This window comes from Corynebacterium sp. HMSC065D07, assembly GCF_001810695.1.
Taxonomy (GTDB): Bacteria; Actinomycetota; Actinomycetes; order Mycobacteriales; family Mycobacteriaceae; genus Corynebacterium; species Corynebacterium hesseae.
The window spans coordinates 1-18,460 of the sequence record NZ_KV802433.1 but is presented as its reverse complement, the minus strand read 5'-3'; the positions used below and the strand labels follow the sequence as shown (position 1 = coordinate 18,460).

Below are 18,460 nucleotides of genomic sequence, written 5' to 3'. Positions count from 1 at the left end.
CGGATGAGGCTTTAGGCAGCCAAACCTAAAGCGGCCGCGTTGGCCAGGAGGCCTTCACGGCAAATTGTGACATCTTCCTCGGTTCCGAGAAGCTCGAAGCGATACACATAAGGAACCTTACACTTGGCGGCGATAACGTCACCCGCCTTGCCAAAGTCACTGCCGAAGTTGCTGTTTCCTCCGGCTACAACGGCGCGAATGAAGCTGCGGTTGTGTTCATCATTCAGGAAACGAATGACTTGTTTGGGTACAGGCCGCGTGTTCTGCCCGCTTACCGACGCCCCTCCCCCGTATGTCGGGCACACCAAGACATAAGGTTCATTCACGGTGAGGGGCTCGTCATTAAGGCGCAGCGGGATGCGGGCGCTGGGAAGGCCGAGCTTCTCGACGAAGCGGTGGGTGTTTTCCGTAGCGGAAGAGAAATACACGACCAACATGGCGTTAACCTAGGCGCTCGCCACCATCGCAGTGAGGGCCTTGATGCGATCCGGGCGGAAGCCGGACCAGTGCTCGCCGTGCGCTTCCACGACCGGCGCTTGGACGTATCCGAGGGCCATGACGTAGTCGCGGGCATCATCATCGAGGGAGATATCCACCAACTCGTACTCGAGACCAGCACGGTCGAGAGCCTTCTTGGTGGCGTTGCACTGGACGCAAGCGGGCTTAGTGTAGACAGTGATGCTCATGTGACGTTCCTTTGGCTTCCTTCGGCGCTACACGCGGAGTGACTGTTGAATTCGATACTGGCAGAGCGTTCAACGGCTCTGCCTACAGGCTCTGAACAGCGATATCGGACCGCCGTTCAAGCAACATCAACGACACTATACTTTGTGCCCGCACCCCGCAACTAGCACTACATGTAGTAGTTACATGCCTGGTATTCCCAGGATGCAACTTGGCCCGACCCCACATGTTGACACCCCATCACTCCGCCCGTCCCCACGGCGGTAACTACACCGTTGATATTCCCTGCACGTTTACCGAAGATTCACTTAGTTTGTGACAAAGTCCACAAAAGGGCACGGCTCTAGGCCACGCCCTCGATACCGGCCCCTTTATTGCCAATGAAATCTAATCAAGCATTGGCTCGACACAGGTTCCAGAATCAGCCCCTTGCCCCGCCTCGCGGGTCAGACCAAAGAGGACCTGGCTCATCGTCATGGGATCCCGCGGCAGGTCCGGATGCAGCGGCTCCGCTCCGCACAGCTCCCCTAGATCGATGTTGACCACGTCGGCACCGTCGACAGGTGTAAGCATGGAGGAAGAGTTCGGGGTCACCGTGACGTCGGCAGGCGAATAGATCGAGGTATAGAGCGGCCCCGGCGCCGTATCAGGCAGCGCGTTGAGGTTCTCCATGAACTCGGAGCCGACAACTTGCTGGATGCCTGCAGAGCTCGCCAAGAACCGAGCAAAGTGTGGCATCGCCGCAATCATCTTGGCCAGAACCTCGCCCATCCCGTTAAGGGTTGTGCCATGGAGGTTGCCACCAATGGCCACAGCGTGGGAAACGTGCTCAGCCGAACCGTACATCTGCGTGTAGGTCTTGATGTGCAGCCCACCCTGCGAGTGACCCACCAGATTAACCTTGTCGCTTCCGGTCACCTCGCGCACGTAATCAATCTGCCCTGCAATTTCGCGCGCAGACTCATCCAAGTCCGCAATCGCCTTGGCACGAGGATTCGCATTCTGCAGCGTCACGTCGTCCGCGCCGTAGTCAAAGGCCCACACGCACATCCCTTCCTCCTGCAGGACCGGGATCAGTTCGTTCCACGTCGAGGAATTGTCCGACGTGCCGTGGAGAAGCACCACCGGCTCACGCACCTCGCCGCTCGGCTCGCACGAGGGATCATTGATTCCCAGCGAGGGATCCACCAAGCTTTCAAACTCAAAGTCCACAGCATGAGCTACCGGAACAGTGAACCCAACTGCAGCAGCACACACCGCCGCCGCGAGACGCTTCTTCATTATTCTTCTTTCTTTCAACTATCTTTCGGACCCCTGCTAAAGTCCGCCCGATAATTATATTCATTAAATCGCATCTGTCCAGGCACGTGGGCATAAAAAATCCGCCCTCCCCACAAAGCGGGGAGGGCGGAGACGAGGAAACTCGTTTCTTAGCCCTGGCGAGCCTTGAAGCGCGGATCCTTCTTGTTGATCACGAAGACCTTACCGTGGCGGCGAATAACCTGGGCGCCCGGCTTCTTCTTCAGCGACCGAAGCGACTTGCGAACCTTCATCGGGCGCTCCTTTCGTTATGCGCAATCTTGATGCGATTGATTAGTTCAAAGCATAGCTGGGAAGACACCCAGCAATGACACGAGGAAAAATGTTACCCCACACGCGCGTCATTACCAAAACACTCAGCTTTCGGAGTAGCGGGAGCGCAGCTGCTCGGCAACATCCTCGAGGCTCTCCCCCGCCGTTTCCGGAACGAGTGCGCGGGTATATCCCACCGCGACGAGGCCTAAGACCGCGAAGATTCCAAAGGCCAGCGAGCCGCCGAGCCACTCGACCACCGGCAAGAAGAACTGCGCCACCGCCCAGTTACTCACCCACAGTGCCAGCCCAGCAATTCCCATGCCCACGCCGCGGACCTCTGGCGGCACGATTTCTGACATGAGCAACCACGTGGCCGGGGAGACTGCCGCCTGCTGAAAGGCAATGAACGCCGCCATGCACGCCAACGACAGCATGGCCAGCGGAATGGAGTCATGGGCGAAGTGATAGGCCACCGCGAGGACCACGAGTGAGACCACGTTGCCGCCTAGGCCCGCCAACAGCAGCCGGCGGCGTCCCAGCCGGTCAATCACGCGCATGCCCACGAGGCACGCTACGACGGATACCGCACCGATCACCATCGACGTATATACCGAGTTAGTAGTGGAGATACCCACCTGGTTCATCATCGTGGGCGCGAAGTACACAATGGCGTTCACACCCGTAATCTGCTGAGTCACCCCCATGAGCATGGCAAGCGCGATGGCCCAGCGCATCCAACGGTGGCGTCGCAAAGCTCGCCATTCACCCGTGCTCGGACGTGGACTAAGCTCCAACTCCGCTCCCTGCGCGCCGACCCGAGCGCTGACCGCGGCAGCTTCACGCGGTCGCCCTTGTGCCGCGAGCCATGCCGGGGTATCGGGCAGGAAGACCATGCCGAGCGCCAGCGCCGCGCCCGGGACCGCGGCCAGCCCCAGCATCCAATGCCAGCTGCCGCTTTCAGCCAATAGCGAGTTCACGCCATACGCCAGCAGCTGCCCCACGACGATCATGAGCGTATTGAGGGAGACCATCCGGCCCCGCACAGCCGCCGGGGTGATTTCAGAGATATACATCGGGGAGACGATCGACACCGCACCCACTGCCACGCCGAGGAATGCGCGGGCGGCAGCGAGTTCAGCGGCCGAGCTTGAAAGCGCGCACCACACGGAACCAGCCACAAAGATGAGCCCACCGGCGATGAGAGTGCGACGCCGCCCGATCATGCTCGCCACACGCCCAGCGACCAGCGCGCCGGCTGCCGCGCCAACCAAAAGCATCGAGGTCACCAGCCCCTCCTCGTGGGCGGACATGCCAAATTCCGGCCCAACGAAGAGGAGGGCGCCGGACATCACTCCGGTGTCATATCCAAAGAGCAGGCCACCCAGGGCGGCGACGCCTGCGACCATCATGACGTACGTATCTTTGTTCACGGGTTCCTATTGTCGCAGGCGGCTACCATTGGCGTCATGTCACATGAATCCATAGACCTCCAGCACGACATCATCGGGGCCCTCGGCGTAAAACCCAGTATCGATCCGGCAGAAGAGGTTGAGCGCCGCGTCGCCTTTTTGGTGGACTACCTACGCACAACCGGCGCGAAGGGCTTTGTCCTGGGCATCTCTGGCGGCCAGGACTCCACCCTGGCTGGGCGCTTGGCACAGCTGGCGGTGGCCCGCGTCGATGGCGCGGACTTCTGGGCCGTGCGCCTTCCCCACGGCGTACAGGCCGACGAGGATGACGCACAGATCGCCCTCGACTTTATCGAGCCCGACCACTGCCTCACCGTCAACATCGCCGAGGCCACCGCGGCTCTCGACGGCGCCGTGGCCAACGCCCTACACCAGGACTCCCTGGGGGACTTCAATCGAGGCAACCTCAAGGCCCGCCTGCGCATGGCCGCGCAGTACGCGCTGGCCGGCGAAGTCGGCGCGCTGGTCATCGGTACAGACCACGCCGCCGAAAACGTCACCGCCTTCTTTACCAAGTGGGGCGACGGCGCTGCCGACGTCCTGCCCCTCGCCGGGCTTAACAAGCGCCAGGGTGCTCAGCTTCTGAAGCATCTCGGCGCACCAGAATCTACGTGGAAGAAGGTTCCCACCGCAGATCTAGAGGATGACCGCCCCCTACTCTCTGACGAAGAAGCGCTCGGCGTCACCTACTCCCACATCGATGACTACCTCGAGGGCAAGGACGTGCCTGCCGCCGCCCAATCGCGCATCGAGACCTTGTGGCGCCGCGGCGCCCACAAGCGCACCATGCCGCCTGGGCCGCAATAATCTTCTGCCGGTTGCAGGGCGCTCTTAAGCAATGGAATCGCGCTAACGCAACGCGTCGAGCGTGGCCTCCGCTGCTTGTTCGAGCGGGCCGTAATACGCGGGCCCATGTGTTAAGGAATGCACCGCCAGCGGGTGCAGCTGATGCATGGGCACCCACTTCTCGTATTCCTTGGGCGCCCCGTACCCGCGGAGGATTTCCTCGTAGAACGGCGTGCCAAACAGTTCGAGCATGGCGAGGTCCGTCCACGGGTGACCGCCGTGTGCAGCTGGGTCGATCATCACGGCCGAAGCGTCAGTAAACAGTACGTTGCCTGCCCACAGGTCACCGTGAATGCGAGCCGGTTTCACGTCCCAGTCAGTGGCTTTTATGGCCTCACATGCTTGTCGGACAATCCCCTGCAATCCCTGAGGCAGTCCATCCACGAAAGGCAGCACTCGCTGCTCAGCGTAGAACTCGCCCCAGGATTCGCATGGTTCGCAGGGTTGCTCCACGCGTCCAATGAAGTTCGCGCCCTCCCAGCCCGCCGGTGGCGCGCCGAAGGCGGGCGCTCCCGCTTCATGGACCGTGCGCAGCGCAGCGCCAAAGGCGCGGGCAGCAGGAGCGCTCGGCCGCGCCTGCTCCACCCGCCGCGTGCTAAGAGAAGTAGAGGTGACTTCGGTGACGTCCACGACGACGGCGGCAAGCGCCTGCGCAAGCCATCTCAACCCAGCAGCCTCGGCGCCAGCTTGATCAGGACGGGACACGGTCTTGGTGAATACATCCATGGCCCCAGCATAGGAAAAGGCCGCCCCCATTCAAGGAGACGGCCGAAAGTGGAGCTAACGGGATTCGAACCCGTGACCCCCACACTGCCAGTGTGGTGCGCTACCAACTGCGCCATAGCCCCAGAGCTGTATTGAATTATGAAGTGGAGCTAACGGGATTCGAACCCGTGACCCCCACACTGCCAGTGTGGTGCGCTACCAACTGCGCCATAGCCCCTTATACGAGGTGCAACCTTTGTGATTGCAACTCGTATCAATATATCGCCTCCGTTTTCACTCACCAAATCGCGAGTTTAGGTGCGGTATTTGCACGCCCCTACTTAGCGGCGACGAGGTCGACCCACTCCATGATGGAGGTCTTGTCATCCTCCGGAATGTCCTTGCCGTCCTTGATGATGCGCGGCGAGGACACGCTGCCGGTGTCGGCTTCCAGCTTCTCGTAGTTCGCGGTTACTAGGGCGTTGCCCTTGCCCACCGGTGCATCCTCGATGGCTTTGACGGTGTCCTTATCCGCGCCCAAGGACTTAGCGGCCTGCGCGAAGTCCTTCATCTCCCACTTGTTGTACACCTTGGACTGCTCATCCATGAGGTACTTACGCAGGTTCCAGTAGAGCTGTACGTCACCGGACTTGGCCACCTGCTCCATCGCAGCCGCGGCCTTGGAGGAGTGTCCCTCGTTGGACTTGATGCTCTCGATGCCATTCGGGCTGCCATCCAGGAAGTTGAGGGTGCGCACCTTAACGATGAGCTTGCCCTGTTCAATCTTTTCCTTCATCTGATCATCGGTCTGCTTGGCCAGATCAGAGCAGTGAGGGCAAGAGTAGTCCTCGTACAGCTCGACCTCCGGCGCATCCTTGGCGTCGGTAGCCTTGAGGGTCACGGCGTTATCAGCAAAGGACATCTCCATATTGACGTCCTGCTTGGTGTAGCCTTCCAAGCCCTCAACGCTGGCACCACGGTTTTGGTAGAAGATAAAGCCGAGCACGACGGCAATAATCACCAGCAGAACACCGATGCCCCACAGGAATCCGCTGTTGTTATTGGCGGTGGGGTCTTTAACTGTACTCATTGAGAAACCTTGTCTTGTATGACGTAAATGGAACGAACCGAAATCCTACACACCGCTGTTAAGGGTGCAATGCAAACTTGGTGAAGGGACGCTTGATTGTCCACACCATTAACACAGAATAGAAGACATCACGCAGCAGTGTCATCATGTAGTTCATCACCTGCGCGTCTTCATCAGGGCTAACGGAGAAACAACCGCAGTCAATCCCGAGCCCTCGCATCCACGCTTGCGCAATGCCAATCATGAATAGAACGAGGACAATCTGTCCCACCCATGCCGATTGGCGCAGGAACAGCCCCAGCAGCAGCAACAGGCCGCCGCACACTTCCAACGGGCCAATCAGGTAGGACAAATACTGAGACCACTCTGGTGTAAAGATCTCATAGGCCTTGATGCTTTGCGATACCGCGAGCTGATCCGACAGCTTCGACGCTCCCGCTTTGATCCACACATAGGCCATATAAAAGCGCGCGAATGCACTAATGACGTCAAGCACAAGGGCGGCGCTGATTTTGTCTTTGATCACGAGCACAGCCTAACAAGTTAAGGGTGGAGAGCGTAACGGCGATACGGGCGCCAGATTGTCCAAAGGGTGAGGACCAAGAAGGTTGCATCACGCAGCAGCGTCAGCGCGTAGTTCATGCCTTGGCTCACGTCGGCGGGGTCATAGCCGAAACAACCGCAATCGATCACCAGCCCACGCGCCCATGCCTGGGAGATTCCCACCATGAAGAGGACTAAGACCACCGCCGCGACTGCCGACGCCTCCCTCAAGAACAACCCCAGCAGCAACAGCACCCCACCCATGAGTTCCAAGGGTCCGATGAGGTAGGCCAAGTATCCGGACCATTCCGGGGTGAAGATGCCGTAGGCCTCGATGGCCTGGGTCATCTCCATCCTGGCGTCCAGCTTCTGAATACCGGCGATAATCCACACGGCAGCCATTCCAAAACGCACCAGCGCGCTCATCAGATCGGCGGCCGACATGGATTTTGCGGATGTCATAATTCATTAGCCTAGTCTCGGACCTGGCTTCGGACCCAGACTTCAGCCCTGGCCTTCAGACCTAGCCTTCGAGAACCTGCGACACCAACGCCTGCGCCTCTTCCTGCACCTGCTTAAGGTGTTCTTCGCCACGGAAGCTCTCGGCATAGATCTTGTACTTGTCCTCCGTGCCGGAAGGGCGGGCAGCGAACCACGCGTTCTCCGTCGCCACCTTCAGGCCGCCAATCGCTGCGCCGTTGCCGGGGGCCTCGGTGAGTTTGGCCACGATCTTCTCCCCAGCCAGCTCAGTCGCCGTCACCTGCTCCGGGGAAAGCTTCTTCAGGATGGCCTTCTGCTCGCGGGTAGCTGGGGCGTCGGTCCGCGCATAAGCTGGCGCACCGTATTCTTCGGCCAGCTCCGCATAGCGTTGAGACGGGGTCTTGCCCGTGACCGCCAAGATCTCGGCAGCCAAGAGATCCATGATGATGCCATCCTTATCGGTGGACCACACGGTCCCATCGAAGCGCAGGAAGGAAGCACCAGCAGATTCCTCACCGCCGAAGCCCAGGGTGCCGCCGACAAGCCCCGGCACAAACCACTTGAAGCCCACCGGAACCTCCACGAGCTCACGGCCCAGGCTGGCCACGACGCGATCGATCATGGAGGAAGACACCAAGGTCTTGCCCACCCCGGCCTCACCCCACTCGGGACGGTGGCTAAACAGGTACTCAATGGCCACCGCTAGGTAGTGGTTCGGATTCATCAGACCCGCATCCGGGGTGACGATGCCGTGGCGATCAGAATCCGCGTCGTTGCCCGTGGCCAAGTCGTACTTGGAGCGGTTCTGAACCAACGAAGCCATGGCGTCCGGGGAGGAGCAGTCCATGCGGATCTTGCCGTCAGTATCCAGAGTCATGAAGCGGAAGGTGCCGTCTACCTCTGGGTTCACCACCGTCATGTTGAGCCCGTAGTGCTCGGCGATGGCCGCCCAGTAGTCCACCGAGGCGCCGCCCATCGGGTCCGCGCCGATGCGCACACCGGCCTCTTTAATGGCCGCCATGTCCACAACGTTGGCTAGGTCAGCCACGTAGGAGTCGAGGTAGTTGTGCTTCACGCAGCGCTCATCGAGCACGCCGTCAACCGCCACGCGCTTGACGCCCTCCAACCCGGCGCGCAGATAGTCGTTGGCCTTGGCTGCAATCCAGTCGGTGGCATCCGTGTCTGCTGGGCCGCCCGTCGGCGGGTTGTACTTGAAGCCGCCATCGCGCGGCGGATTGTGGGAGGGAGTGATCACGATGCCATCGGTGCCCGGGTTGGTCAGGATGGCGTGGGAGACGGCCGGGGTCGGGGTGTAGCGGCCGCGGTCATCCACGCGAACCTCCAACCCATTAGCAAGGAGAACCTCAAGGGCGGAGACCATGGCGGGCTCGGACAAAGCGTGGGTATCGCGGCCGATGAAAATGGCGCCCGTGGTCCCCTGCTCAGCGCGGTAGTCCACGATGGCCTGGGTAATCGCCAAGATGTGAGCCTCGTTGAAGGCGGTGTCCAAGGCGGAGCCGCGGTGCCCTGAGGTGCCGAAGGCGACCTGCTGGTCGGGGTTATCTGCATCGGGGGTGCGGGTGTAATACGCGGTGACTAGTTCTGCGATATCGATGAGATCGGAAGGCTGGGCTAGCTGGCCGGCGCGCTCGTGTGCCATGGTGGGTTCCTCCTTGGAGACGTGGATACACCCTAAGCTTGCCTGCTTCACGCTGGTTTCGCATCCCAATTAGGATGGTGCCTATGCCACAGATCCTTCTTGTGGGCTGCGGGACCGCGCTCGGGGCGCTGACTCGTTTCGGCCTTACTTCACTTCTCGGGGGTGGCGCGCTGCCGCTGCTACTCATCAACGTTCTTGGCAGTGCTGTCATGGGCTATGCCAAGCCACCAGCGTTCTGGGGCACGGGTTTCTTAGGCGGCTTCACTAGCTTTGCCGCTTTCGCCTTCCTCACCTCCGGCTTCGGCCCAGCGCAGGCGGGGGCGTACGTCGTTGCGACAGTCGCCGGTTGTACTGCCGCTTATCTCATGGGTGACCGTCTCCAGGATCGGGGCCGCGCATGATCCTCTCCATCTTGGCGGTCCTCGCCGGCGGCTTTGTTGGCGGCTGCGGGCGCTACTTGCTCACCCGTGTGCTCCCCTCCCCCACGTGTACCTTTGCCGCCAACCTCGTCGGCGCGGCGGTGGCCGGTGTGGCCTATGGCTATGCCACGCATGCACACGCCCCCGAGTATTTCCTACCCCTGCTGGCGGCCGGACTCGCCGGCGGGCTATCCACGTGGTCCACGATGGCCAAGGAACTCGGTGAAATGATAAAGGCCAAGCGTTGGTGGCGCTTGGCACGTTATCTCTTCTGGACCATCGGCCTAGGAATCATCGTGGCCTGGCGCGGGGCGTGGGTCGGCTCGCTGCTGGCCTAACCCGCCTCCCACGCCCCTTGTGCAGCCACAGGCTGTGTTAGTCGGCGATAGCGTCCAACGGCGGGGTCTTCGCCGCGCGCTGCGCCGGCCACAGGGCCGCCAGCACACCGACGATTCCCGAGCCCACGAACATGACCGCGAGCATCATCCACGGCACCGTCGCGGAATCGAGGCCTTCGTCGGAAAGCACGGAGATGAAGGACCACCCCATCCCCAATCCCATGAGGATGCCCATGAGCGCGCCGAAGAGGGCGATCTGTACCGATTCCACCGTGATCATTGTGCGAATCTGGCGGCGTTGAGTACCCACCGCGCGCAGCATACCGATCTCTTGACGGCGTTCGATCACGCCGAGGGTGAGGGTATTGACAATGCCCAGGACAGCGATGACCACAGCCAAAGCCAGCAGCGCGTAGAGAATCGTGAGCATCTGGTCAATCATTCCGGCGGCCTCGCCGGCGTATTCCTCGCTGGTGCGCACCTGTACCACAACGAGGTCCCTGACGGACTTCTCCAGGTTGGCGCGCAGCTTCTCCTTGTCATAGCCTTCTTCCGCGTTCACGGAAACCACCGTGACGTCGAGGCTGCTGGGGTCGATGACCTCTTCTGCCGCGGATTGGGATACGGCCAGGCCCGGAAGCATCTGGAAAGGTTCATAGGTGCCGAGGAGTTTTACCTGCGCGGTACGCGAGGGATCGGGCCCCGCCAGCTCATAGCTCTGGCCGACCTCCCAACCTTGCTTCTCAGCCAGGGCAGAGTCGGCGATGAAGCCCGGTTCCTCACCCGTATTCAGGGCACCATCTACCAAGGTCAGGTTGAGCATGTCATCGGCGTTGCCATCGATGATCTGGCTGATCATCATTTCCGGGCCATAATTCATCGAAGCCTGACCATCCACCTGCAGGGGTGCTGTGCTCATCGCCACGAGCTGTCCGACGCCCTCGGTATCGCGGGCGCGCTGCACCGTCTCGTTCGGCGTCGGGAAGTTTCCAGACGTCGGCCCGGACAACAAGAAGTCCGCGCGGGCGTCCTGCTCGACGGCGTCGGCCACCGAGGTTTTCATCGTCGCACCCAACATGCCGATCGATGTCACCAGCGCCACGCCCAGCATGAGAGCGAACGCAGTCGCCGCGGTACGGCGCGGATTGCGCGCCGAGTTCGTCGATGCCAGCTTGCCGACCGCGCCAAAGGGCGCGCCAACCACGCGGCCGATCGCCGGAACGATAGGCAAGGAGATGGCCGGTCCCGCAAGGAAGAAGCCGAGGATGAGGTTGAGCGAGCCGAGGCCCACGAGTGTGGCGCGGATGCCCGTGGAGGCGTCGACAAGCACGCCCACGAGCGCAAAAATAATGCCGACGACGAGCAGCAGCCCGCCCAGCACGCTGCGCACCAGCAGCGAAGCGCCCGCCGCGGACTCGGTGGTGCGCATGGCTTCCACGGGCTTGACCGCGCCTGCCCGGCGCGCCGGTGCCCACGCGGAAACGATGGTGACCAATGCGCCCAGAATCAACGGCACAAGCACAGCGCTCAAGCTCAGGCCCAGGCCGCCGCCCATGGGCATGCCCTTGGCTTCGAAGACGGCCTTAATGATCGCCACCAGGCCCATGCCCGCTGCCACGCCCACGGCAGAGCCCACGAGGCCCACGATGAAGGCCTCCGTCACCACCGAGCGCGTAATCTGGCCGCGGGATGCACCGAGTGCGCGCAGCAGCGCGAACTCCTTGGTGCGCTGAGCCACGATCATGGAGAACGTGTTCGCGATGATGAACGTGCCCACCAGCAGCGCGATGAGGCCGAAGGCGATGAGGAAGTAGTTGACGAATTTCAGGGCAGAGGAAATCTGATCCGAAATCTCATCGGCCAGCTTCTGGCCAGATTCCGCCTTAACCTCGAAGGTCTCGTTGAGGTGATCCACGAGCGCATCGGCGCTCACTCCCTCGGCCGCGGCGACCTTCAGCTGTTCGGAATTGCCGTATCGCTCGACGAAGGCCTCGTGGTCCATGAGCAGCGTCAGGCTGGGGCCTTGGTCCACCACAGGCTTGACGACGCCCACGACCTTAACCTCATCACGCTGGTCCGGGTGGACCACGAGGAGGCTGTCGCCGATCTTGATATCGAACTCTTCCGCAGCCGAGTCGTTGATGAGAACCTCGCCGGTCCCGTGGGGCGCGGAGCCGTCGACAAGCGTGGCGGGCTCACCGACGGATTGGTCCTCCGGGTAGTAGGGCTGCACGCTGGAGGTGCCGCCGCCGGTTTGAAAGGCCTCGGCATCCTTGTTGGCAACGACGACGGTCTGGCTGCTTTGCATGTTGACCGCGCGCACGTCGGGGTCGGCGGCGATGTCATCGCGCATCTTCTGGTCGAGGATTGGGCCGCCTTCCTTCTGGCTCACGGCCGCATCCACACCGGTAAATGCGGTAGACACCGCGGAGTCGAAGGTGTTCGACAAAGATTTGGTGAACATGAAGGACCCCGAGATGAAGGCGGTGCCGAGCACCACCGCCAGCAGGGTCAGGGCAAGGCGCAGCTTGTGCGCGAGAATATTGCGCACGGACACCGTGCGCATGGTGTTCTTTGTGGCCATGCTCTAGCCCTCGATTTCTGCCATCACGGCGTGGATGGACTCCATGGTCGGGTTGTTCAGCTCGTTGACCAGCCGGCCATCGGCAAGGAAGACCACGCGGTCTGCGTAGGATGCGGCCTTCGCATCGTGCGTGACGATAACAACGGTCTGGCCATCCTTGTCCACGGCAGTGCGCAAAATGTCGAGCACCTCGGCGGAGGAGTTCGAGTCCAGGTTGCCGGTCGGCTCATCGCCGAAGATGATCTCGGGGCGCGAAACCAGGGCGCGCGCGCAGGCCACGCGCTGCTGCTGGCCGCCGGAGAGCTCTGCTGGGCGGTGATTCAAGCGCTCGGACAAGCCTAGGCGGGAAGTGACCTCATCGAACCACTCTTTATCCACCTTGTTGCCAGCGATATCGGTGGGCAGCGTGATGTTTTCTGCCGCGGTCAGTGTGGGCACCAGGTTGAAGGACTGAAAAATGAAGCCCAGGCGGTCGCGGCGCAGGGCCGTAATATCCTTGTCGCTGAGCTGCGACATATCGGTGTCACCGATGAAGGCCGAGCCGGACGTCGCCGAATCGAGCCCCGCCATGGTGTGCATGAGCGTGGACTTGCCGGAGCCCGAAGGGCCCATGATGGCGGTAAAAGTGTTGCGCGCGAACTCAACGTCGACGTGGTCCAACGCGGTAACTGCGGTATCTTCCTGACCGTATTGTTTGAACAGGTCGACGGCACGAGCCGCAGCAGTCATCGTTGGGGTTGTCATGGACGTGTTCTCCTTATAGATGGGGAAAGTAACGTCCCTACCCTATCCTGCCCTGGGTAAGTTATGTGACGCGTGTGGTCTAAAATATGCTCCATGCGCGCATCTCTTTCCGCTCTGGAACATTACGACCGCTGTGCCGAAGCCGCCGCGGCTCAAATCATGCGCCACTACTCCACCAGTTTTTCCCTGGCCACGCGGCTTCTTTCCCCCAGGGTCCGGGTGGACATCCGCAATTTATACGCCATGGTGCGCACCGCCGATGAAATCGTCGACGCCGGGCTCGATCCCCAGGACGCCGCCGTGCTTCTCGACGCCTACGAGGCCACCGTCCGCGCCGCCCCGTCCCAGCGTTTTCACGCTGATCCGATCGTGCATGCCTTTGCGCTTTCCGCGCGGCGTTGCGGGTTCAGCGATGAGCACGTTGCACAGTTCTTTTCCTCCATGCGTTGCGATCTTACGCACCACACGCACACCCACGACTCCTTCGAGGATTACGTCTGCGGCTCCGCGGAGGTCATTGGGCTCTTGTGCCTGGACGCCTTCTACGCCGGCGGGCCCCGCCCGTCCGGCATCGAGGAAGGCGCGCGGCGCCTGGGCGCGGCCTTTCAGAAGATCAATTTCTTGCGCGATTTGCGCGAGGATTCCGCAGAGCTGGGCCGCTCCTATTTCCCGGACTTGCCGGACCCGGCCAGCTTGGGTGAGGAGCGGAAAACGGCGATCATCGCTGATATTCGGCGCGACCTGGCTGTAGCGCGCGGCGCGATGGAGAAGTTGCCGCGTGGTTCGCGGGTGGGCGTGGCGGCTGCGACGGCCCTGTTTACCGAGCTCACCGACCAGCTCGCGGCCACCCCCGCCGCCGATATTCTCACGACACGGGTCTCCGTCTCGCCGGCGCGCAAGGCATTCTTGGTGAGCCGGGCAGCGGCATCGGCGGTGAAGTAGCTATGGGCAAGCGTGTTGTTGTCATCGGCGCGGGCATCGCTGGCCTGGCCAGCGCGGCGCTGTTGCTGCGTGAGGGTTGGGACGTGGTGGTCGTCGAGAAGCAGCACAGCGTCGGCGGGCGCGCAGGCGAACTGGAGGTCGACGGTTTCCGCTTCGATACGGGCCCGTCCTGGTACCTCATGCCTGAAGCATTCGATGAATTCTTTCAGGCCTGCGGGACGAGCACCGAGCGCGAGCTGGACTTGGTTGACCTCTCCCCCGCGTATCGCGTCTACAACGACGACGGCGCCTTCCTCGACATTCACAGCGGCGTGGACAACGTTGTTCGGCTTTTTGAGTCCATCGAGCCGGGCGCAGGCGAGCGCGTGCGCGCCTACTTAGCGCGCTCCTCTGATATCTATGCCGTGGCGCTAAGCAGCTTTTTGTACACCACGTTTTCTCACCCCACGCAGCTTTTAACCCGGGACGTGCTCACGCGGCTGGGTACGCTGGCGCTACTTCTCACTCGGTCCTTGAACCGGCTGGTGGCAGCACAGTTTCAGGACTACCGCCTGCGCCAGGTGCTGACCTACCCGGCGGTGTTTTTGTCCACGGAGCCAACAGCTGCACCGGCGCTGTATTCCTTGATGAGCCACACCGATTTGGTCGAAGGCGTGCGCTACCCGCAAGGTGGTTTCGCCGCGGTGGTCGCGGCGATTGCGCGCCAGGCGCAAGGCGCAACCTTCCTCATGGATACGGCGGTAACGGCGATCGAGTGCGCAGAAGGTCGTGCGACTGGCGTGCAGCTGGACGACGGCCGCTTCATCTCCGCCGAGGCCGTCGTGTCCGCGGCGGACCTGCGCCATACTGAAACTGCTCTGCTGCCTCAGTCAGCACGGACCTATCCCGAGAGCTATTTCGCGCGACGCGACCCGGGCCTCGGCACGGTGTTGGTCTTCCTCGGCGTGCGGGGCGCGCTGCCAGAGCTGGCCCACCACACCCTTCTTTTCAGCAAAGACTGGGAGCCCGATTTCCGGGCGGTGTATCACGCTCCGGAGGCTTCGCGCCCGCTGGGGGCGTCCGAGTCCATCTACGTGTCGAAGACCTCCGCGACGGATCCTGCCGTGGCGCCGGAGGGCTGCGAGAACCTCTTTGTGCTGGTCCCCGTGCCGGCGGAGGAAAACTTCGGCGCGGGTAACGCCTATGGCGAAGAAGAATCGCCCCGCGTTGGCGCAATTGCCGATGCCGCGATTCACCAACTCGGCACGTGGCTTGGCATCCCGGACTTTTCTGAACGCATCGTGGTGCGCCGGACGGTCGGCCCCTCTGATTTTGCGCGGCGCTACAACTCTTGGGCTGGTGGCGCGGTGGGACCCGCGCATACGTTGCGGCAATCCGCCTTCTTCCGCGGGCGCAATGCCTCGCGAAAACTCAAGAACCTGTACTACGCGGGCGGTACGACGGTACCGGGTGTTGGTGTACCGATGTGCCTCATTTCCGCGCACAATGTCATCACGCGGATGCGCGAACAGCACTAAGCGTCGAGCTCAAGGGCTGCGGGTGCACCGCTGCGTTTAGTCTTCACCGTTACGGCGTGCCCACCAAAAAGATAGCCATCATCGAATTCCACGCTGAGGTGTCCGCGTTGGGGGACCTCAACGGCAACGGGCGTGAGTTTGGCGTATACGTCGCCAGCCGTGAGCTCAGGTGCCGGGGCGTTGGTGCCTTCAGACAGGGCGACGTCATGGCGCCAGCGGTTCGCAGCTCGAAGAGCTCTTTTGGCGGCAAAGCGCCGGGCCTCATCAATGAACTCGGCGCTGAGGACCTTATTGATAACGGTGAGGGGTGCCTTGAATTTTCGGCCTAGGTTCGTGCTCTCCGCGAGGAGAAGCTCCTCCCCTTCGTACCAGATGCTGAAATCAACTCCGAGCTCTTCTGCCCTACCGTCGAACGTGTTCGTACTGCGATCGAGCACCAACGGACCGAACTTGGAATCAAGCTCTACCGGAACGGCAATCCGAGCGAGGAGTTGCTCCATTGCCTCGTCTTCCACATCTGGGAGGATCTCCCAGATATCGACATAGTGTGCTTTGCTCCTCTCGTGGAAGTGGTGGCTGCCCCGAGCATGAATCACCGTGAAAGGCTCAAGCTCTGCAACTTCGCGCGGATCCCACAGCGTCTTTCCCGCGACTGTCTGGAAGAGCTGCGGATAGCGCACGCCGACGTCACCAGTAATCAGCTCGCCCCCGGGCAGCATCTTTAAGGCGACTCCAGGCATGTTCATGAGCTGAATATGCGTCTTGTCCTCAGCGTAGGGATCATCGCTCACCCACTTCTTCGGCACATCTGCCACAACGAAGAGGAACTCTGTTTCCTCGTAGCCCAGAATAGAGCTGACGACGTCATTGTCCGAGAAATCACGGTAAAGGGAAAGCATGCCGCAATAGTACATACGTGAAAAAGCTACGCAGCGCTCCATGGCGTAGTCTGAGGAGGTTGACGTCGAGTAGAAGGGCGAAAAGCCGATGGCAGAAACGATTGAGCAGGCCACCGAAATTGTTGAGGAGTGGCTCAAGCAAGAAGACGCCATCGACCCCCAAAAGGCTCCTCGGCTCCAAGAGCTCTTAGCTCGCGTTCCACGTCAAGAGCTCATCGCGATTGTGGAGCGCCAGAATGCTCTCCGCGCCGCATTGGCGTTAAGGCTGCTGCCGCGTCAAAAATCTATCGCGGTCTTCGATGCGCTTGATGCCAAACACCAAGCGGACATCATTGACGAATTGGGCAATGCCGATGTTTACGAATTCTTCGACGAGCTGGATCCCGAAGACCGCGTGGCCCTGCTGGACGAGCTTCCTGCGGAGATTGCGGATCGCCTCCTCCGTTCGCTGACTCAGACTCAGCGCGATGTGACCGGAGTGATTCTTGGTTACACGAAGGGCTCCGTTGGCCGCCGTATGTCGCCGGAGGTCCCCAATATCCACCCGGAAATGAGCATGGAAGATGCCCTGCGCACCCTCCGCGACAACGCCGATGAGCTAGAAACCATCTATACCGTTCCTGTGACGCGTAAGGACCGGCGTCTGGTAGGTGTCGTCAGTCTGCGCGAGCTCTTCACGGCTGAGCGCGGCATTCTCATTGAGGACATCATGAACGAGCCGGTATATGCATACGCGACTGCCGACGCCGAAGAGACCGTCCGCTGGTTCTTGCCCCTCGACATGCTGGCGCTGCCGATTGTGGATGATTCACACCGCCTCGTTGGCCTTCTTACCTGGGACGATGCAACCGACATTATGGAAGAGGCGGACAGCGAGGACTCAGCTCGTTCCGGTGGTACGGAGGCGCTCCAGCAGCCGTACTTGTCGACGCCCCTTCTCAAGCTCGTCCGCTCCCGCATTCTCTGGCTGCTCGTGCTCGCTGTGTCAGCGCTGTTGACTGTGCGGGTTCTCGATTCCTTCGAAGACACCTTGGCCAAAGCAGTTGTACTGTCTCTGTTCATCCCTCTGCTCACCGGCACGGGCGGCAATACAGGAAACCAGGCAGCTACTACTGTGACCCGCGCGCTCGCGCTTGGCGACGTCCGCACGCGCGACCTCTTGGCAGTCATGTGGCGCGAGCTGCGCGTCGGAATGTTGCTGGGCGCTGTGCTGGGGCTGGCCGGGCTTGTCTTGGCGACGGTGATCTATGGCCTAGATATCGGCCTCGTCATCGGCTCCACCCTGTTTCTCATTTGTTCGATGTCCGCGACGGTAGGCGGACTCATGCCCATTGTGGCTAAAACTGTTGGCGCGGACCCTGCGGTCTTCTCTAACCCATTCATCTCCACCTTCTGTGATGCAACGGGCTTGATCGTCTACTTCTTCATTGCGAAGTCTGTCTTGGGAATCTAACTGGATACAGAAGGGTGTCCGCCAGGCCGTACAACGCCTGCTACATGACGAATAAGCCCGCGCCCCAATCTTTGGTGCGAATTGACAGCCACTAACCGCCCTGAGCGCCCGCGCACAATCCTTCGCTTATCCCGCAAGCAGTCCAATTGCAAGGTTAATAGCAGCGTGCAAAATCGCGCATTCAATGACGCTTCCCGAGCGGTATCGCACCACTCCCAGGATCCACCCGCAGAGAAACTGAACCGGAAGTATGGGCCACAACTGCGCATCGAAGCTCAACAACATCAAATGAGGCAGAAGAAAAACTCCCGCTTGGAGCGTGTTACCACCCCAGAACCCCCAGGATCGAAGAAGTAAGCCGCCAACAAATCCTCGGAAAAACACTTCCTCGCCTATAGCCCTGAAAATGACAGCAAGGCTTACCCCTTGAGACAGAACCACCCCCGGTATGGCCAGACTAGCCGTCGATACAAGACGGATTGAAGCGTCCTGGGTTTAGTTCCGCTTCTTTT

The 18,460-nt window shown here is 61.1% G+C and carries 20 protein-coding genes and 2 tRNA genes; 6 read left to right on the top strand and 16 right to left on the bottom strand.

The features are described from left to right. Positions 1–11: 11 nt before the first annotated feature. From nrdI to HMPREF2760_RS03495, 5 genes are all read right to left on the bottom strand, one after another. Positions 12–437 (bottom strand): class Ib ribonucleoside-diphosphate reductase assembly flavoprotein NrdI, encoded by a 426-nt coding sequence (gene nrdI, locus HMPREF2760_RS03515; RefSeq protein ID WP_070522431.1) that lies wholly within the window; start codon positions 435–437, stop codon positions 12–14. Positions 438–446: 9 nt separating this feature from the next. Next, complete coding sequence (gene nrdH / locus HMPREF2760_RS03510; protein WP_070522434.1) at positions 447–686, bottom strand: glutaredoxin-like protein NrdH; 240 nt, start codon at positions 684–686, stop codon at positions 447–449. 385 nt (positions 687–1,071) lie between these two features. After that, positions 1,072–1,965, bottom strand: coding sequence for an esterase/lipase family protein (locus HMPREF2760_RS03505; RefSeq protein ID WP_070522437.1), 894 nt, complete (start codon positions 1,963–1,965; stop codon positions 1,072–1,074). A gap of 149 nt (positions 1,966–2,114) precedes the next feature. Further along, a complete protein-coding gene (gene ykgO, locus HMPREF2760_RS03500; protein WP_003847162.1) occupies positions 2,115–2,237 on the bottom strand; it encodes a type B 50S ribosomal protein L36 in 123 nt (40 codons plus the stop codon). A 123-nt stretch (positions 2,238–2,360) separates the two neighbouring features. Next, a complete protein-coding gene (locus tag HMPREF2760_RS03495) occupies positions 2,361–3,689 on the bottom strand; it encodes a sugar porter family MFS transporter (protein WP_070522440.1) in 1,329 nt (442 codons plus the stop codon). A gap of 36 nt (positions 3,690–3,725) precedes the next feature. Here HMPREF2760_RS03495 and nadE point away from each other — a divergent pair, with 36 nt between their 5' ends. Then, positions 3,726–4,535 carry an ammonia-dependent NAD(+) synthetase gene (gene nadE / locus HMPREF2760_RS03490; protein ID WP_209167934.1) on the top strand — a complete coding sequence of 270 codons (810 nt, stop codon included), beginning with the start codon at positions 3,726–3,728 and terminating at the stop codon, positions 4,533–4,535. Positions 4,536–4,577: 42 nt separating this feature from the next. Here nadE and HMPREF2760_RS03485 read toward each other — a convergent pair whose 3' ends face one another. From HMPREF2760_RS03485 to pgm, 7 genes are all read right to left on the bottom strand, one after another. Then, complete coding sequence (locus HMPREF2760_RS03485; RefSeq protein WP_083304481.1) at positions 4,578–5,300, bottom strand: fructosamine kinase family protein; 723 nt, start codon at positions 5,298–5,300, stop codon at positions 4,578–4,580. A 49-nt stretch (positions 5,301–5,349) separates the two neighbouring features. Continuing rightward, a tRNA-Ala gene (locus HMPREF2760_RS03480) sits at positions 5,350–5,422 on the bottom strand. 22 nt (positions 5,423–5,444) lie between these two features. Then, a tRNA-Ala gene (locus HMPREF2760_RS03475) sits at positions 5,445–5,517 on the bottom strand. 99 nt (positions 5,518–5,616) lie between these two features. After that, the gene (locus HMPREF2760_RS03470) at positions 5,617–6,369 is read right to left on the bottom strand and encodes a DsbA family protein (protein ID WP_070522447.1); all 753 of its coding nucleotides are present in this window, start codon (positions 6,367–6,369) and stop codon (positions 5,617–5,619) included. Between the two features lie 58 nt (positions 6,370–6,427). Further along, a complete protein-coding gene (locus HMPREF2760_RS03465) occupies positions 6,428–6,895 on the bottom strand; it encodes a MauE/DoxX family redox-associated membrane protein (RefSeq protein ID WP_070522450.1) in 468 nt (155 codons plus the stop codon). Between the two features lie 17 nt (positions 6,896–6,912). Continuing rightward, on the bottom strand, positions 6,913–7,374 hold the full coding sequence (locus HMPREF2760_RS03460; protein WP_070522452.1) for a MauE/DoxX family redox-associated membrane protein: 462 nt from the start codon (positions 7,372–7,374) through the stop codon (positions 6,913–6,915). 61 nt (positions 7,375–7,435) lie between these two features. Then, the gene (pgm, locus tag HMPREF2760_RS03455) at positions 7,436–9,052 is read right to left on the bottom strand and encodes a phosphoglucomutase (alpha-D-glucose-1,6-bisphosphate-dependent) (protein WP_070522455.1); all 1,617 of its coding nucleotides are present in this window, start codon (positions 9,050–9,052) and stop codon (positions 7,436–7,438) included. An 83-nt stretch (positions 9,053–9,135) separates the two neighbouring features. Here pgm and HMPREF2760_RS03450 point away from each other — a divergent pair, with 83 nt between their 5' ends. Then, positions 9,136–9,453, top strand: coding sequence for a fluoride efflux transporter family protein (locus HMPREF2760_RS03450; RefSeq protein ID WP_070522459.1), 318 nt, complete (start codon positions 9,136–9,138; stop codon positions 9,451–9,453). After that, a complete protein-coding gene (locus HMPREF2760_RS03445; protein ID WP_070522464.1) occupies positions 9,450–9,809 on the top strand; it encodes a fluoride efflux transporter FluC in 360 nt (119 codons plus the stop codon). The genes HMPREF2760_RS03450 and HMPREF2760_RS03445 overlap by 4 nt, the downstream gene beginning before the upstream one ends. A gap of 37 nt (positions 9,810–9,846) precedes the next feature. On the opposite strand, the gene HMPREF2760_RS03440 is transcribed toward HMPREF2760_RS03445, so the two are convergent. Together HMPREF2760_RS03440 and HMPREF2760_RS03435 are read right to left on the bottom strand one after the other, a co-directional pair. After that, the gene (locus tag HMPREF2760_RS03440; protein ID WP_070522465.1) at positions 9,847–12,393 is read right to left on the bottom strand and encodes an ABC transporter permease; all 2,547 of its coding nucleotides are present in this window, start codon (positions 12,391–12,393) and stop codon (positions 9,847–9,849) included. 3 nt (positions 12,394–12,396) lie between these two features. Beyond that, a complete protein-coding gene (locus HMPREF2760_RS03435) occupies positions 12,397–13,137 on the bottom strand; it encodes an ABC transporter ATP-binding protein (protein ID WP_070522468.1) in 741 nt (246 codons plus the stop codon). A 93-nt stretch (positions 13,138–13,230) separates the two neighbouring features. Between HMPREF2760_RS03435 and HMPREF2760_RS03430 the strand changes: the two genes are divergently transcribed. Together HMPREF2760_RS03430 and crtI are read left to right on the top strand one after the other, a co-directional pair. Continuing rightward, positions 13,231–14,079: a phytoene/squalene synthase family protein gene (locus tag HMPREF2760_RS03430; protein WP_070596630.1), complete on the top strand. Its 849-nt coding sequence runs from the start codon at positions 13,231–13,233 to the stop codon at positions 14,077–14,079. Between the two features lie 2 nt (positions 14,080–14,081). Beyond that, positions 14,082–15,596, top strand: a complete 1,515-nt coding sequence (gene crtI, locus HMPREF2760_RS03425) for a phytoene desaturase family protein (RefSeq protein WP_070596629.1) — start codon at positions 14,082–14,084, stop codon at positions 15,594–15,596. On the opposite strand, the gene HMPREF2760_RS03420 is transcribed toward crtI, so the two are convergent. Continuing rightward, positions 15,593–16,495, bottom strand: coding sequence for a DUF2262 domain-containing protein (locus tag HMPREF2760_RS03420; RefSeq protein ID WP_246823614.1), 903 nt, complete (start codon positions 16,493–16,495; stop codon positions 15,593–15,595). The genes crtI and HMPREF2760_RS03420 overlap by 4 nt on opposite strands. An 88-nt stretch (positions 16,496–16,583) precedes the next feature. Between HMPREF2760_RS03420 and mgtE the strand changes: the two genes are divergently transcribed. After that, the gene (gene mgtE, locus HMPREF2760_RS03415) at positions 16,584–17,948 is read left to right on the top strand and encodes a magnesium transporter (protein ID WP_070596627.1); all 1,365 of its coding nucleotides are present in this window, start codon (positions 16,584–16,586) and stop codon (positions 17,946–17,948) included. Between the two features lie 126 nt (positions 17,949–18,074). Here the strand turns inward: mgtE and HMPREF2760_RS13210 are convergent, their stop codons facing one another. Continuing rightward, the gene (locus tag HMPREF2760_RS13210) at positions 18,075–18,389 is read right to left on the bottom strand and encodes a CPBP family intramembrane glutamic endopeptidase (protein WP_168162982.1); all 315 of its coding nucleotides are present in this window, start codon (positions 18,387–18,389) and stop codon (positions 18,075–18,077) included. Between the last annotated feature and the right edge of the window lie 71 nt (positions 18,390–18,460).

Bases quoted from the DNA above. Each gene is read 5' to 3' on its own strand.
- nrdI (WP_070522431.1), bottom strand. From the start codon at position 437: ATGTTGGTCGTGTATTTCTCTTCCGCTACGGAAAACACCCACCGCTTC.
- nrdH (WP_070522434.1), bottom strand. From the start codon at position 686: ATGAGCATCACTGTCTACACTAAGCCCGCTTGCGTCCAGTGCAACGCC.
- HMPREF2760_RS03505 (WP_070522437.1), bottom strand. From the start codon at position 1,965: ATGAAGAAGCGTCTCGCGGCGGCGGTGTGTGCTGCTGCAGTTGGGTTC.
- ykgO (WP_003847162.1), bottom strand. From the start codon at position 2,237: ATGAAGGTTCGCAAGTCGCTTCGGTCGCTGAAGAAGAAGCCGGGCGCC.
- nadE (WP_209167934.1), top strand. From the start codon at position 3,726: ATGTCACATGAATCCATAGACCTCCAGCACGACATCATCGGGGCCCTC.
- HMPREF2760_RS03485 (WP_083304481.1), bottom strand. From the start codon at position 5,300: ATGGATGTATTCACCAAGACCGTGTCCCGTCCTGATCAAGCTGGCGCC.
- HMPREF2760_RS03470 (WP_070522447.1), bottom strand. From the start codon at position 6,369: ATGAGTACAGTTAAAGACCCCACCGCCAATAACAACAGCGGATTCCTG.
- HMPREF2760_RS03460 (WP_070522452.1), bottom strand. From the start codon at position 7,374: ATGACATCCGCAAAATCCATGTCGGCCGCCGATCTGATGAGCGCGCTG.
- pgm (WP_070522455.1), bottom strand. From the start codon at position 9,052: ATGGCACACGAGCGCGCCGGCCAGCTAGCCCAGCCTTCCGATCTCATC.
- HMPREF2760_RS03450 (WP_070522459.1), top strand. From the start codon at position 9,136: ATGCCACAGATCCTTCTTGTGGGCTGCGGGACCGCGCTCGGGGCGCTG.
- HMPREF2760_RS03445 (WP_070522464.1), top strand. From the start codon at position 9,450: ATGATCCTCTCCATCTTGGCGGTCCTCGCCGGCGGCTTTGTTGGCGGC.
- HMPREF2760_RS03440 (WP_070522465.1), bottom strand. From the start codon at position 12,393: ATGGCCACAAAGAACACCATGCGCACGGTGTCCGTGCGCAATATTCTC.
- HMPREF2760_RS03435 (WP_070522468.1), bottom strand. From the start codon at position 13,137: ATGACAACCCCAACGATGACTGCTGCGGCTCGTGCCGTCGACCTGTTC.
- HMPREF2760_RS03430 (WP_070596630.1), top strand. From the start codon at position 13,231: ATGCGCGCATCTCTTTCCGCTCTGGAACATTACGACCGCTGTGCCGAA.
- crtI (WP_070596629.1), top strand. From the start codon at position 14,082: ATGGGCAAGCGTGTTGTTGTCATCGGCGCGGGCATCGCTGGCCTGGCC.
- HMPREF2760_RS03420 (WP_246823614.1), bottom strand. From the start codon at position 16,495: ATGCTTTCCCTTTACCGTGATTTCTCGGACAATGACGTCGTCAGCTCT.
- mgtE (WP_070596627.1), top strand. From the start codon at position 16,584: ATGGCAGAAACGATTGAGCAGGCCACCGAAATTGTTGAGGAGTGGCTC.